The sequence below is a fragment of the Salinibacillus aidingensis genome (assembly GCF_039522525.1).
Lineage (GTDB): Bacteria > Bacillota > Bacilli > Bacillales > Alkalibacillaceae > Salinibacillus > Salinibacillus aidingensis.
In genome coordinates this window covers 454,844-469,597 of sequence record NZ_BAAADO010000002.1, presented here as the reverse complement: position 1 = coordinate 469,597, position 14,754 = coordinate 454,844, and the positions used below count along the sequence as shown (strand labels likewise).

Genomic DNA, 14,754 nt, shown 5'->3' with positions numbered 1-14,754 from the left:
AATCGGCTTAATTATTTTTAAAATACGACAGAAAAGTTTTAAAACTGGATCAATTATTTTTAAAACAGGCTCAATAAGCAGAGTTTTTTCTTAAAAATCATTGAACTGGACGAATTCTATGCAAAGCGGCTTATTTCCCAGATCTCAGGACTAATCCCACGCTTCCAAATCCAAAAATATCCCCCGCATCAAACTCCCCAGTCCAATCAAAAAATCAAATGCCCGATCGCCACAATAATTGGCAGTGAGATGACCGTACGAAGCAGAAAGATCACAATCAGATGGATAAAACGAACGGGAATTTTTGAACCTAAAATCAGACCGCCAACCTCTGACATATAAATCAGCTGGGAAACCGACAGACAGGCGATCACAAAGCGGGTCAATTCACTGGAAACCGATTCAATCAGTATGGCCGGCAGAAACATATCGGCAAAACCAATTAAAAGAGTTTCGGATGCAGCCTCGGCTTCTGGCAGCTGCATGAGCTCGAGGATTGGGATGAACGGGTATCCGAGCCAGCTGAACACAGGAGTGTAGGTCGCTAACACCAGGGCAAGCGTACCGAATGTCATGACAATGGGTGCCACGCCCATCCACATATCCAGCACATTTTGACTGCCCTCTTTTACATAATGGGGAAGCCCTTTGCTCTTAGAAGCCTTATCCAGAGCCTTTTCGTAGCCAGAGCGCCATCTGGATTTTTCCTTCCCAACGTTTTCCTTTTCACGCACTTGCTCTTCACCGTTATTGTATTGATTTTTAAAACGTGATAGCGGTGGAATACGGGGCATAATAATCCCGGAAACCAGCCCGGCAGCTAAAACGGTTAAATAAAAAGGGATAAACCGGTGTTCTAAATTTACCTGTTCGATGACAACAATACAGAACGTAATGGATACCACGGAGAAGGTGGTGCCAATAACCGCCGCTTCTCTCTTTGTGTAGTACCCCTGCTCATACTGTTTACTTGTCAGTAACACCCCAATGGTTCCGTCACCCAGCCAGGATGCGAGATTATCGATTGAAGACCTCCCTGGCAGGGTAAATAGCGGGCGCATCACCTTTTCTAAAACCGTACCAAACAGTTCCAGCAATCCAAAGTTTAATAATAAGGGCAAAAGCAGTCCGGCAAATAGAAATACCGAAAACAGAATATGAAGCAAATCGCCTAGCAGCATGCCTCCTGTATTTTCGGAATAAATGGCTTCAGGTCCGACCTGGAAATATGTTAACAGTGCAAGAACAGCACCCACAACCCGCACAGCGGCCCAAAACGTAGTGACATGGAATAAACCTATGAAAAAGGGCGAAAAGGATAGGGCCTCTGGATTCCTTTTTAAAATCCATCTGTACAGGAGTGTCATAAATGCAGTCAGTACAATGATAAACGTCATAATACCGGTCAGATAATCCCCTATCTGATTCTGCAGCCAGCTGGCAAGAATAGCGATAGGAATCGTCACTTGATCCTTATAAGAAAAAGGAATCATAAATAGAAAGATTCCAAGCAACGACGGCACAATAAATTTCAAATGATCAATCAAAGAATAATGTTTCATTATAGAACAGACCTTTCTTCACGCACAAAAAATGGAAAAATATAACTCGCACCTACAGTTTACCCGATATAGCGGTTTAAAATTCTATCCACACTTCCCCCGTAGCCTTCTCCAAATAGATTTAAATGCACAAGTAAATAGTATAGCTGATACAGTGGCTTTACGTCCACATAGTAGTCAGGGAGGGGAAGGACTTCCTGATAGGCTTGGTAAAAATCAGCGGAAAAGCCTCCGAACACTTCAGTAAAGGCCATTTCAAATAAATGATCGCCATATAAAACAGACGGATCGATTACATAGGGCGTCCCCTTAGGACCTGTCATCCAGTTTCCACCCCACAAATCCCCGTGGAGCAGGGATGATCCTGGGTTTTCCGGGATCCAGTTGTCCAGATTCTCAAGCAGGACTTCCATTTTCTTTTTTCTGGAACCGGACATTCTCCCTGTTTCCAGGCCCTGTTCGAATTGGGGCTTCAGACGACGGTCCCGGTAATAGGTCAACCAATCTGCAAACAAATCATTGGGCTGAGGGAGGGCACCGATAAAGGAATCCTGTTTAAACCCGTATGCTTCACCCTTTGTTTTGTGCATGCCGGCCAAAGAACGCCCGAGCTCTTCAGCAGTTGAAGGAGAAGGGTTTCCCTCAATCCAGTCCAGAATAAGATAACCGGTTTCTCCCTTTCCCGGCCGGTTATACCCATAAACATGAGGCACTGCAATCGTCCGGGAGTTTTCTATGTGTTCCAGACCAATTGCTTCCACCTCAAAAAAGTGAGCAGGAATACCGGTATTGGTTTTAATAAAATAGCTGTCCTTATCCGTTTCCACACGATAGGCATGATTGATGGAACCGCCCGAAATCGGTTTGCTGCCGCGCACAGCCCCCGGCAGATTATGGTCCTGAAGAATCTCAGCGAAAAATTGCTCCATAAAAAATTCCTCCCATCGATCATCTGCAAAAGTCTTTATTCATTCTAGCAAGCTCATGGCAAAAGAAAAAGGGTACCTTAAAAAGATACCCTTTTCGCAATATTTATTTATTTTGTGAATATACTCTTTCGTTATTTCTTAAACTTCACTTCATACTCAAAATTAACCGAATCCAGGCTGTCCTGTGGAGCTGCATAGTACGTATGCATATAGTTTTCTCCCTTTCTGAACAGCTGACGAAGCTTAAGTGCATCTTCTTCGGTTACATTGAATGGATCGACGTGGATAACCTTGTAATTGCCGTTTTCCTTCTTGTTAATGAAGGATACCCCATATTCAACATATTCCTGTTGAACTTCACTTAAGGATTGCATTTCGTCCACGCTGGAACCGTCATAGGATAGGCCAATTTCCGGAATTTCGATATTGTCAACGAACCATCCGGAATTATTGGTTCCCCAATCGGTTAGATAACGGAAGGAAACGAGCACTTCCTGTCCGGCATACTCACTGAGGTCAAAGGTTTCCTTTTTCCAGCCTTCATACGTACCTGTAAACCCTGGAACATTGTCCTTGATTTTTGGATACCCATTGTCTACCACATCAGAGCGTGTATTTTCATTTTCAAGGGAAGTCCAAGTCTGACCGCCGTCCGTTGAAACCTGAACCATACCGAAGTCCCACTGCTCTTCAATATCGATATAGTTGTCAAAGGTTAACGTAGCATCGGAGACATTGCTTAAATCTGCCTCAAGAATCATGTTGTGGTCAGCTTCATTACCTTCATTGCCCCAGAATACCTGGTTACCGGAGCCCAGTGGATCGTCAACTGATTGCCATTTGGTTTCAAAGAAGTCCTGTCCGGAAAACTCAATCGTATCAATTTTTTGATCGAAATCAAGCTTCTTATAGTCTCCACCCCAGGCAGGGACACCTTCTTTTTCATAAACTTTAGCTGACTCAAAGTCTACCGTTTTTCCACGTGGCTCGTCCTGGCCGCTTACAGGAATATCTTTTAAGTCAATATTCTCAAAGCCGTAAATTCCGCCTTTACGCTTATCGTCATCAAGTAACAGGGCAGATGAGAAGCGCTTGTAAACATCCTGGAAGTCCATGTTAATGCCGTTGTTTTCCAGTGCTTCATTATAGCTGTCAATACTATTTGTTGGACTTGTTGCCACTTCACGTATGAATTCCTGTCCAAACTGCTCATAGTTATAAAGAGTCCATAGCTGAACAAGTGCATAGTCCGCAATCGTTTCCGGACCCGTTTCTGCATTTACATGTTCATCCCAAGCTGTTAAGGAGTTTTCCGGATGATCAAGCAGGAAATTAATCGATCCCGTATCTAAACCATAACCACCGAGGAATTCAGAGAAGGTGGACATGCCTTCGTTTACCCATGTGGTTTCATCACTGTCGTTGTCGTCATGGATTAAGTGCTGCAGTTCATGGATAGTCGTACCATAGAACGTGCTTTCCAGACGCTCCTCCCAATTGTTGGTATCAATGGTAATGATGTTACGGTCCGTATATTGTTCAAGCGTACCCCAGTAGAAGCCGGCTACGAAGAATGGATAAGTAGGATCATAATAGTTTTCATCCTTAACGTTATCCACCAGCATAATGATTTTATCGCCGTCTCCTTTATAGTAGTTTTCTGGAACAATTCCTAAGTCCTCGAGTAAAGCATTTGTTCCATCATGACTATCTGGTGTACCAAAAAATCCTGTGTCAGTTGGATAAATGTTACTGTCGAATTCTTCAGCAAGCTTGTCTACCTGCTCCTGGGTGACAACAGGATCCGGTCGATCATCAGGATAAGATAAATCATTGGCGACCCAGATTTCAACATGATCTCCTTCACTTCTAAGGGTAAACTCTTTAAACCCAAGCTCGTAATCTAAAAATTGCTTGGTTCCACCATTATAAGTGAAGTTTCCATCGGAGCTTTCTGACTCTTCACCTTCTGCTTCATTGAAGTTGACGTCTTCAGCGTTCTCCTTAATCTTCTTCTTTGCTTTCTTCTGGAATTCTTCATCATTTGCCAATTTGTCCAAGTAACCATCCACATCTACCCGGTCCGTATACCTCTCCGTATCAAAGTTCTGATACTTGGATGCAACTTCAGAATCAGATGTGGTCTGTGCTGCTGCTGTTGGTGCCAGTAATCCGAGCGTTAAGGCACCCACGGATAATAAGGAAACTGCTTTTTTCTTCATCCATTCTCCTCCTATTTATCTATTATAGTAAAAAAATTAAATCTATTACGTTTTCTATCATTTCAAATTTTCACAAGATTTTGAATGGTAAATTCAACTTATATTCACGACTTATTTCGCATATATAACCAGGTAAATAGTACTAAATCAGCGGGAGAATATAAGGAATTTGTACTGATTTCGAAAAAGACGGACATAAAATGGAATTTTTTCAAATAAAATTTTGAAAATTATGATGATTTTTATCAACATTTAGAAAAAAACATAGTATAATGAAAATATGGGTATTTTTGTAAGGGGGAAGGACATGAATACCATCACAAATTTCCAATTTCTTGTTAAGGAGTTTGAGGAACAGTTAAACCGTAACCTTAAACAACAGGAAAAGGACTTTCTATTTTGGGTATATTTAAAGTACCTGGAGGAAAATGAATTTGACCAGTATCAGGTAAACTGATACATACGGGAGCACCTTGTTTTTATAGCAAGGTGTATTTTTTTCCTGCATTCCCCAAATATCCTGAAACCACCGTGATAAGCACAATCAGCTTCAGCACCACGGTTCTGTATAACTGTAGCCTATTCACATAAGCTAACAGGAGACGATGCTTCGATAGAAAGGAAAATGCATATGGAATGGTTAGCGGTTTTGCCTTTTGTGGTAGTCATTATTTTTGCAATTTGGACCAAACAGGTGGTTCCGAGTTTATTTCTGGGCGTTCTGACTGCGGGTTATCTATCGGAGCCTCACTGGCTAAACGGGTTAACCGAAACACTGAAATTTGTCATTGAAAGTCTGACTGATCCCAATAATTTAAAAATCATCATCTTTCTATATCTTTTCTCCGCCTTGGTGGGCGTTATGAAAATGTCCGGGGGGATTAAAGGCTTTGTGAAAGCAGCCTCCGATAAAGTGAAGGGGAAGAAAAGTGCCATTTTCCTTACGTGGGCATCTGCACTGGGAACCTTTAGTGCGCCGAGCTTTCGTATCGTTACGATTGCGCCGGTGATGAAGGCAATGCGGAAAAAGGTGAAAATGACCAAGGAGGAGCTCGGCTTTATTATTGAAACAACAGCATCCCCGTTGATTGTATTAATCCCTGTTGCCACAGCCTTTGTGGGCTACATGACATCGGTAATTGAGCTTTCCATACATTCATCCGATGTGCAGGAGGATGCCTACAGTTTATTTCTGAACAGTATTCCGTTTAACTTTTTTGCGTTCGCGATGCTGGCCACAGGGGTATATTTTGCCTTTTTTCATAATATCGACAAGCCGGAAAAGGTGGACGAGGATAAGGAGCAGCATGACGATTGGGTCGATTGTCATCCGTCCGTTGCCAAGGATCTTCCGGCCAAACCATTGAATCTTATTCTGCCGCTGATCAGCATTATCGTATCTACCTTCTTTTTTATGTACATGCTTGGCCTGGAAAGCGGCTCAAGAGGGCTAGAAGTGCTGCTTGAGGCGAATGTTCTGGATGCCATGGTACTGGGGCTGTTATTTACGATCGTCTGGCTGTTCCTGCTATTGCTAAAGGATTTTAAACTGAAGGCCATCATGCAAAATTTTATTGATGGCGGCAATGACATGATGAACGTCATTGTTTTACTTACACTCGTCTGGGCGTTAAGCGTCGGATCAGAGGCGTTGAACTTTGCGGATATTGTATCCTCCTCCTTATCCTGGATTCCACCATCACTTGTCGGTGGGCTTCTGTTTGTTGTGGGCTGCGGACTTTCCTATTTTATCGGCTCCTCATGGGGAACCTGGGGAATCCTGATGCCAGTCGGTGTTTCTCTGGCTTTGGTTTCCGGCACAGACTTAGCCTTTGTCATCGGCGCCGTTTTCGCCAGCGGTACATTTGGTGCGTTTGCCTCCCCATTAAGTGACGACACCAACACGACCTCAGGGATTCTGGATTTAAATCCGATGCAATATGCAAAATTTAAATTAAAACCCGCTTTAATTGCCGCAGGAGTGGCGGCAGTGCTGTTTTTCGCCGCTCCCTTTTTGTTTGATTTATAGGGGCTAGGGTCCTGCTGAAGCAGGGCCTTTTTTATTGAAGTGTTCAGAGATGGGATCCTTGTGGCGGGGGCGGATTTGTGCGTGCGATTGGTGGATAGGTGCTCGAATTTGGTGGATAAATCATGGGAATTGATTGATAAATGCTCAAGATTGGTGGATAAGCTCCACCAGGATTGATAAATGCCGAAAATCGAATGAAACCAACGGCAAATAAACGGATAAATGAAGAAAACCACCGATACCAGCCATAAACCGACGGATACCAGCACCAAATTGATCGATAAAAACGAACGCCCTCACCTGCTGGTTGATAAACCATTGAAATTGATGGATATAATCTGGTTCCCGATTGATAAATCCATCAAATCGACCGATTCCCACCAGCCCCCATTCATCCTCATCCCCAAAATGCCACCCACCAGCATCCAATATTAACGAACCCCCATCTATAAAACCCGGAACCTCATCTGAAAATAAATTTCCCCAATAAAAAAGGGTTTGAAGATAGTTTATAGAATAGTATGAATAATTTGAAAATAAATATCTTTACCAGGGAGGTGAAAAACAGCAACAAAGCATTTAAATAAGTGAATGCTGAAAAACCGAGGGAGGGATGAATGTGGAGGAGACGGTTTATTCCCTGATTCCGCCGATTATTGCCATTGTTATGGTGCTGTTAACAAGAAGGGTGTTAATTTCGCTGGGAATCGGGATTCTTTCTGCCGGGATTCTTTTATCAGGGTTTCAATTTAAGGGAACGGTTTCAGCAATCTGGGAATCGTTTAAGGGGGTATTTGTTGACGGTGGATCGTTAAACACGTGGAATGTTTATATTTTACTGTTTATTTTAATGCTTGGAATTCTGACTGCGTTTGTCAGCATGATGGGTGGTTCACGGGCGTTTGGGACCTGGATGATTCGTCGTGTGCGGTCCAGGGTTGGGGCGCAGATTATGACGATGATTTTTGGGGTTATTATCTTTATTGACGATTACTTTAACAGTTTAACGGTTGGGCAGGTTTCACGACCAATGGCCGACCAGCATAAGATTTCCCGAGCCAAGCTTTCCTATATTATTGATTCTACGGCTGCTCCCGTTTGTGTTGTTTCTCCGGTATCAAGCTGGGGTGCGTACATTATAGGGATATTGGGGACGGTATTTGCTGCTGAAGGTCTGACGGAAATTAGTGCTTTTAATGCGTTTATGCAAATGATTCCCATGAATTTATATGTTTGGGCAGCTCTCGGTGTTGTGCTGGTTATTGCCCTGCGTAAAGTGGATTTTGGACCGATGAAAAAGCATGAGGAGAGAGCCGTACAAACTGGTGAGGTTGTTAATCCGGAGTTTAAGGATCAAATTGATACGGAAAGTAAGCTTCCTTCCAGTGAACAAGGAAAAGTACGTGATTTAATGCTGCCGATTATCGTTCTGTTTGTGGCGACTGTTGGGGCGATGGTCTGGACGGGTTACCTGGCAACCGAAGAAGCGAAGACGCTGGTGAACATTTTTGGGAATGCCGATGTTACCTTATCGCTAATTATTGGGGGTGCCAGTGGTTTAATTCTAACGTTTGCCTTATTCTTCGCTCAGCAGTCAAAGCACAGGGAAATGAACGCTTCCCACTTCTTGCTCGGTCTGAAAGAGGGAACGAAATCCATGATATCCAGTATTATGATTCTGATCTTGGCGTGGTCCATCGTTACCTTAATCGACCAGTTAGGCACGGGAACGTATTTAGCCGGACTTGTAGAAGGGGCGAATTTAAATGCGGCCTTTTTACCGGGCATTCTGTTTGTCATCGCAGGTTTTATTGCCTTTTCCACGGGTACGTCCTGGGGATCCTTTGGTATACTGCTGCCGATTGCCGGTCAGATTGCCTCCGCTACCGATGTTTCACTCATTATGCCGATGCTTGCGGCGGTTCTGGCGGGAGCCGTTTTTGGAGACCACTGTTCACCCATTTCAGATACGACTATACTTTCGGCTACAGGTTCCAGCTGTCACCATATTGACCATGTGATGACGCAAATACCGTATGCCCTGTCAGCGGCTGTCATTACTTTCGCCGGCTACATGGTTTTTGGCTTAACGAACAATACCTGGATGGGTCTGGGCACAGTCCTAATTGGTCTGCTGGTGTTTTATTTTCTGCTGCAGAGACCCGAGGAAGTCCCCGTTAATGATGGGACTGCTGTGGATTAAATAGCCTGTACCGGTGCATCTGTACGTTCATTCATATTGAAATTTCATCCGTCATATATTTGAAGGGGAAGGGGGAAGGAAGCATGGACTTCGTGTCAGAAAAAATAAAAGCATTGCCTCCGTACTTATTTTCCCGGATTCAAAAAAGGAAAAAGCAGCTGGAAAAAGAGGGAAAGGACATCATTGATTTAGGAATCGGTGCACCGGATTTACCGACACCATCCTTTATTATCGATACGTTAGTCAATGAGGTGCAGAAGCCGGAAAACCATCGTTATTCCTCTTACACAGGCACTGATGAATTTCGGCAGGCAGTCGCTCATTTTTATCAAAAGCAGTATGGGGTGAAGCTGGATCCGGATGAAGAGGTGCTTGCCTTAGTCGGCTCAAAGGAAGGAATTGCTCATTTTATACCGGCTGTCATTAACCAGGGTGAAAAGGTACTGGTACCGAATCCCGGATATCCTGTCTATCGGTCGGCGGTGCATCTTGCTGGGGGAAATGCCATCGACTTGCCTTTAAATGCTGAACAGAACGGGGAGCCTGTTTTTGAAGAATTATCAGATGAAGCGTTACAGGACTCAAAATTGATGCTCCTGAATTATCCAGGAAATCCTACAGCGGCAACGGTTCAGAAAAGCACTTTTTTGAAAGCGGTTACATATGCTGAAAAGTACCAGCTTGCAATTGCGCACGATGCTGCCTACAGTCTCACCACTTTTGACGGCTATCAGGCACCAAGCATGATGGAGGTTCCCGGGGCTAAGGAATATGCTGTGGAATTTGGCTCCCTGTCCAAAAGCTTTAATATGACGGGCTGGCGTATCGGCTATGTAGTCGGGAACAGGGAGATGATCAAGGCTTTAGCCACGTATAAAAGCAATGTGGATACGAGTCAGTTCATCCCTGTTCAAAAGGCTGCCGTCGCTGCGTTAACCAGCGATTTGTCCGCCGTTTCAGAGCATAACGCCATTTATCAGCAACGGCGGGACAGGATGCTGAATGCTCTGACATCCATTGGTATTCATGCTTCAAAGCCCAGAGGAACCTTCTTTATCTGGGCTCCCGTTCCCCAAGGCTATTCATCAATGGAATTTGCAGACAGACTTTTAACCGAATTGGGGGTCATTGTAACACCAGGGAATGCATTTGGATCGGCGGGTGAGGGATATTTCAGGATTTCATTATCTGTACCTGATGAACGTTTAAATGAAGCGGTAAAAAGAATAGAAAAACTGCACATGGGAGGGGATTCATAATGGAAAAAACACAGGCCTCCCTGATGACCGGAGCTGAGGGAATTGTGGAGTGTCTGAAAATAGAGGAGATCTCCAAAGTGTTTTGTGTCCCGGGGGAAAGCTACCTGCCTTTATTGGATGGGATTTACGATGAACCGGACATCGCTCTGTATTCAGCGAGACATGAGGGGGGTGCTTCCTTCATGGCGGAGGGCTATGCAAAGGCATCCGGGAAGCCAGGGGTTGTGATGGCCACACGGGGAGTCGGGGCATCCAACTTGTCGATTGGTGTGCATACGGCTTATCAGGATTCCACCCCTATGGTTGTGTTTATTGGCCAGGTGTCCAGGGAGGTCCGGGAGCGTGAGGGTTTTCAGGAGGTCAACCTTCAGGAAATGTTCCGCTATACAGCAAAATGGGCAGTGGAAATCAACGAGGCAAAACGGGTGCCGGAGCTGGTTCAGCGTGCCTTTCGAGTGGCTCAGACAGGAAGACCTGGTCCTGTAATCATCTCCTTGCCCGAGGATATTCTCAAGGAAAAGGCGGTTATGAATTTTGGTCCTAAAGTAATAAAGCCGAAACCGAAGCCGGCAGATAGCGAGATTCAAGAGATAGAGAAGCTTTTAAAGGGGGCAGAACGGCCGCTAATCATTGCCGGTGGAGGAGTAAAAGCTGCCCGGGCAGAGGATGACTTTTTATCGTTTGTCGAGCAAGCCGGTTTACCTGTGCTCACAGCCTTTCGCAGACACGATGTTTTTCCCCATCACCATGAACAGTTTATGGGGCATTTAGGGCTTGGAACCCACCCGGAGATTAAAAAGACCCTGCAGGAAGCGGATGTTTTGTTTGTTCTGGGCAGCAGATTATCAGAGGTGACTACACAAAATTATCAATTTCCACAACCCCGTCAGCGGCTGATTCATATCGATATCGATGCAGAAACCATTGGAAAGGTGTTTACTCCGGATATTGGGGTTGTCGCTGATGCGAAGGAAGCCTTAAAGGGACTGCAGATGATAAAAGGAAATGAAGAGTGGAAAGATTGGTCTGTTCAGCGTCGTACTGCCTATGAGCAAGCTGCAAACATTCATGCATCTCAAGACAGCTCTATCTATCAACAGGTTTATTCCAGTTTGATCGAGGACTTACCTCAGGGTGCCATGATTTCGAATGACGCTGGAAATTTTGCCGGCTGGCTGCATGCCTATTATCCCTTCAGACAGAAAAATACCTACATTGGTCCAACGTCAGGTGCCATGGGCTATGGCATGCCAGCTGCCTTAGGGGCAAAGCTCGCTCATCCCGATCGCCCGGTTATTTCCTTGTCAGGTGATGGTGGGTTTATGATGACGATGCAGGAGATGGAGACAGCCGTGAGATACCGGATTCCTGTCATTGCTCTCGTTTTTAACAATCAGTCGTATGGAACGATCCGCATGCATCAGGAAATTCATCATCCCGGTAGAGTGATGGGCACCTCCTTATCAGATGCTGATTTTGCCCGCTATGCAGAGTCCATGGGAGCGATTGGGATAGTGGTGAAGGGGGGAACAGAATTTAAAGCAGCTCTATCAAAGGCGTTAAGCCAGGAAAAACCGGCTGTAATTGACATAAAGTGTGATGCTGAGCAGATTTCGGTGGGAAAAACCATTCAGCAAATTCGTGAGCAATCAATCACTTATAACAAATAAAGGAGGATGATTTCATGACACAGACTTTCATTCAGGAGGAGCAATTAAAAAATTATATAAACGGAAAATGGGTGTCCGATGACCGTAAAACCTATCGTGATGTGATCAACCCTGCGAATGGAAAACCCATTGCTCAAGTGCCTTTATCCACAAAGGAAGATGTAGAGGATGCGGTAAAAATCGCCCGTGATGCTCAGAAAAAGTGGGCACTCGTCCCTGGTCCCCAGCGGGCGGAGATTTTATTGCGTGTCGGTCAGCTGATGAAGGAACGGAAGGAGAAATTATCAACCATTTTAACAATGGAAAATGGAAAAGTTCTTGAAGAAGCAAGGGGAGAAGTTCAGGAAGGGATTGATATGGCCTTTTATATGGCAGGAGAAGGACGCCGGTTATTTGGGCACACGACTCCATCCGAGCTGGGCGATAAGTTTGCTATGAGCGTTCGTGCACCTGTTGGGGTTGTGGGCATTATTACCCCATGGAACTTCCCGATTGCCATAGCCACATGGAAGTCCTTCCCGGCAATCGTGGCAGGAAATACCGTTATATGGAAGCCGGCAACCGAAACCCCGCTGATGGCCTATGAGCTCGCGAAAATTTTTGAAGAAGCAGGCTTGCCGGACGGCGTTCTTAATGTGGTCTTCGGTACAGGTTCCGAAGTAGGGGAGGCCATGGTTGCCCACGACGATATTCGAGTTATATCGTTTACAGGCTCAAATGATATCGGTCGTTCGATTGCGAGTAAGTGCGGACAGAGGCTCAAGAAAGTGTCCCTTGAAATGGGTGGAAAAAACGCGGTTATCGTCATGGATGATGCAGACCTGAACCTGGCTGTGGAAGGCATTTTATGGAGTGCATTTGGAACGAGCGGACAGAGGTGTACAGCCTGCAGCCGTGTCATCGTCCATGAAAAGGTAAAAGACGAATTGGAAGAGCGGTTAATTAAAGAAATGGAAAGCCTGACCATTGGTGATGGGCTGGATGAATCAGTAAAAGTGGGACCGATTATTAACGCTCAGGGACTGGAAAAGATTCGTAAATATATTCAGATTGGCCAGGAGGAAGGCGCTAAGCTTATTAAAGGCGGATATGTGCTGGAACAGAACCAGTATAAGGATGGTCACTATTTTGCCCCGACATTGTTTACCGATGCTACTCCGGATATGAGAATCAGTCAGGAGGAAATTTTCGGTCCCGTCGTTTCCCTCATTCCTGTCAAAAGCTTTGAGGAGGCTATAGAAGTCAATAATGGTGTCGAATTTGGACTTTCGAGTTCCATTTTCACACAAAATGCCAATCGTGTCTTTGCGGCCCAGCGTGATCTGGATACGGGGATTGTCTATGTGAACGCCGGTACAACGGGCGCGGAAATCCATCTGCCTTTTGGAGGAACGAAAGGAACAGGAAACGGGCATCGTGATTCGGGTGTGGCTGCCCTCGATGTCTTTACTGAATGGAAGGCCGTCTATGTCGATTACAGCGGAAAATTACAAAGGGCCCAGATCGATACGGAATAAACAGGTCCACAATAGACAAACAAGGAGGTAATATCTATGAAAATAGGTGTACTAGGAGCCGGATTAATGGGAAAGGAAGCGGCAAGGGACCTTGCTCATAGTCATGGTGTAGACTTTATTGGACTTGCGGATGTAGACAAAGCGCGTGCCAGTCAGGTATGTGAACAGCTGAAATCTAAAAAACTGAAACCCTATCAGGTAGATGCCGGCAATCAGGAACAGTTAAAAGCATTTATGCGAGAATATGATGTGGTGATTAATGCCTTATTTTACAGCTTTAATGAGATTGTGGCCAAAACCGCAATTGAAGCTGGAGTGCACAGTGTAGACCTGGGAGGGCATATTGGTCATATTACGGATAAGGTACTGCAGTTAAAAGAAGATGCCCAAACTGCAGGGGTTACGGTGATCCCTGATTTAGGTGTTGCCCCCGGAATGATTAATATTCTATCAGGTCACGGATACAGTAAGCTTGATGAGCCTGAGTCCATCCGTATTTTTGTAGGTGGTATTCCTGTTCAGCCTGAGCCGCCTCTTGAATATAATCATGTTTTTTCCATGGAGGGGTTAATGGATCACTATACGGATAAAGCTCTGATCATTCGCAACGGACAGCCACAGGAGGTCCCCGCTCTAACGGAGGTCGAAACGATTCATTTTAATAAATTTGGTCCGCTGGAAGCCTTTCATACGTCAGGCGGAACCTCAACATTGCCTAAGTCCTATCCTCATTTAGACACATTGGAATATAAAACCATTCGATATCCGGGTCATGCACAGAAATTTAAACTTCTGGTTGATTTGAATTTAACGAGAAACGATTATACGGTGGATGTAAAGGGAACAAAGGTAACCCCAAGAGACATCCTGCTAAAACTGCTCGATCCAATTGTGGACCTTAAAGATAAAGATGATGCTGTTCTGCTCCGGGTCATGGTCGAAGGGAAGAAGGATGGGAGACGGACGCTTTATCAATATGAAATGAGTACGTTTAAGGACCGTTCGAGCAATGTTACCGCCATGGCCAGAGCGACCGCGAATACCATTTCCGTTGTTGCTCAGATGATCGGCAGCGGGACCATCACCAAACGGGGCGTCCATCCACCGGAAAACATTGTCCCCGGTGATGTTTATATGGAAGAAATGGCAAAGCGTAATGTGAATATTCATGAGGCGATGAAGCCATTGACTGATAAGGCGAAGAATGAATCGATGATAAAATAGTTTTATAGGGAAATGGGGCTGTGAATACGGGGCAGACCCCATTTTTTATCACGCATTAACTGGCCGTCATACCCCCACTGATGGAAGTTTCACTTTATGGGATATTTTTGAAGCGGGTTGATCTCTGTGAAGGATATAA

11 protein-coding genes are annotated in these 14,754 nt (G+C 44.9%); 7 read left to right on the top strand and 4 right to left on the bottom strand.

All coding sequences use genetic code 11. The features are described 5' to 3' along the window. Window positions 1–206: 206 nt before the first annotated feature. From ABD006_RS05875 to ABD006_RS05865, 3 genes are all read right to left on the bottom strand, one after another. Window positions 207–1,562 (bottom strand): YjiH family protein, encoded by a 1,356-nt coding sequence (locus ABD006_RS05875; protein ID WP_343838706.1) that lies wholly within the window; start codon window positions 1,560–1,562, stop codon window positions 207–209. 59 nt (window positions 1,563–1,621) lie between these two features. Beyond that, window positions 1,622–2,491 (bottom strand): fructosamine kinase family protein, encoded by an 870-nt coding sequence (locus ABD006_RS05870; protein WP_343838704.1) that lies wholly within the window; start codon window positions 2,489–2,491, stop codon window positions 1,622–1,624. A gap of 131 nt (window positions 2,492–2,622) precedes the next feature. Further along, complete coding sequence (locus ABD006_RS05865) at window positions 2,623–4,713, bottom strand: peptidase M6 (protein WP_343838702.1); 2,091 nt, start codon at window positions 4,711–4,713, stop codon at window positions 2,623–2,625. A gap of 307 nt (window positions 4,714–5,020) precedes the next feature. Between ABD006_RS05865 and ABD006_RS05860 the strand changes: the two genes are divergently transcribed. Both ABD006_RS05860 and ABD006_RS05855 read left to right on the top strand, forming a co-directional pair. Beyond that, window positions 5,021–5,170: a hypothetical protein gene (locus ABD006_RS05860; protein WP_162038886.1), complete on the top strand. Its 150-nt coding sequence runs from the start codon at window positions 5,021–5,023 to the stop codon at window positions 5,168–5,170. A gap of 174 nt (window positions 5,171–5,344) precedes the next feature. Continuing rightward, window positions 5,345–6,742, top strand: a complete 1,398-nt coding sequence (locus ABD006_RS05855) for a Na+/H+ antiporter NhaC family protein (protein ID WP_343838696.1) — start codon at window positions 5,345–5,347, stop codon at window positions 6,740–6,742. 144 nt (window positions 6,743–6,886) lie between these two features. On the opposite strand, the gene ABD006_RS05850 is transcribed toward ABD006_RS05855, so the two are convergent. Continuing rightward, the gene (locus ABD006_RS05850; protein WP_343838694.1) at window positions 6,887–7,171 is read right to left on the bottom strand and encodes a hypothetical protein; all 285 of its coding nucleotides are present in this window, start codon (window positions 7,169–7,171) and stop codon (window positions 6,887–6,889) included. A gap of 190 nt (window positions 7,172–7,361) precedes the next feature. Here ABD006_RS05850 and ABD006_RS05845 point away from each other — a divergent pair, with 190 nt between their 5' ends. The 5 genes from ABD006_RS05845 (at window position 7,362) to ABD006_RS05825 (ending at window position 14,615) form a co-directional block, all read left to right on the top strand. After that, entirely contained in the window at window positions 7,362–8,945 is a 1,584-nt protein-coding gene (locus ABD006_RS05845) for a Na+/H+ antiporter NhaC family protein (RefSeq protein WP_343838692.1), read from the top strand. Window positions 8,946–9,028: 83 nt separating this feature from the next. Next, the gene (locus ABD006_RS05840; protein ID WP_343838690.1) at window positions 9,029–10,204 is read left to right on the top strand and encodes an LL-diaminopimelate aminotransferase; all 1,176 of its coding nucleotides are present in this window, start codon (window positions 9,029–9,031) and stop codon (window positions 10,202–10,204) included. Beyond that, entirely contained in the window at window positions 10,204–11,874 is a 1,671-nt protein-coding gene (locus tag ABD006_RS05835) for a thiamine pyrophosphate-dependent enzyme (RefSeq protein ID WP_343838689.1), read from the top strand. The genes ABD006_RS05840 and ABD006_RS05835 overlap by 1 nt, the downstream gene beginning before the upstream one ends. Before the next feature lie 14 nt (window positions 11,875–11,888). Then, window positions 11,889–13,391, top strand: coding sequence for an aldehyde dehydrogenase family protein (locus tag ABD006_RS05830; protein ID WP_343838687.1), 1,503 nt, complete (start codon window positions 11,889–11,891; stop codon window positions 13,389–13,391). A gap of 36 nt (window positions 13,392–13,427) precedes the next feature. Then, complete coding sequence (locus ABD006_RS05825; protein WP_343838685.1) at window positions 13,428–14,615, top strand: saccharopine dehydrogenase family protein; 1,188 nt, start codon at window positions 13,428–13,430, stop codon at window positions 14,613–14,615. The last annotated feature ends 139 nt before the right edge of the window (window positions 14,616–14,754 follow it).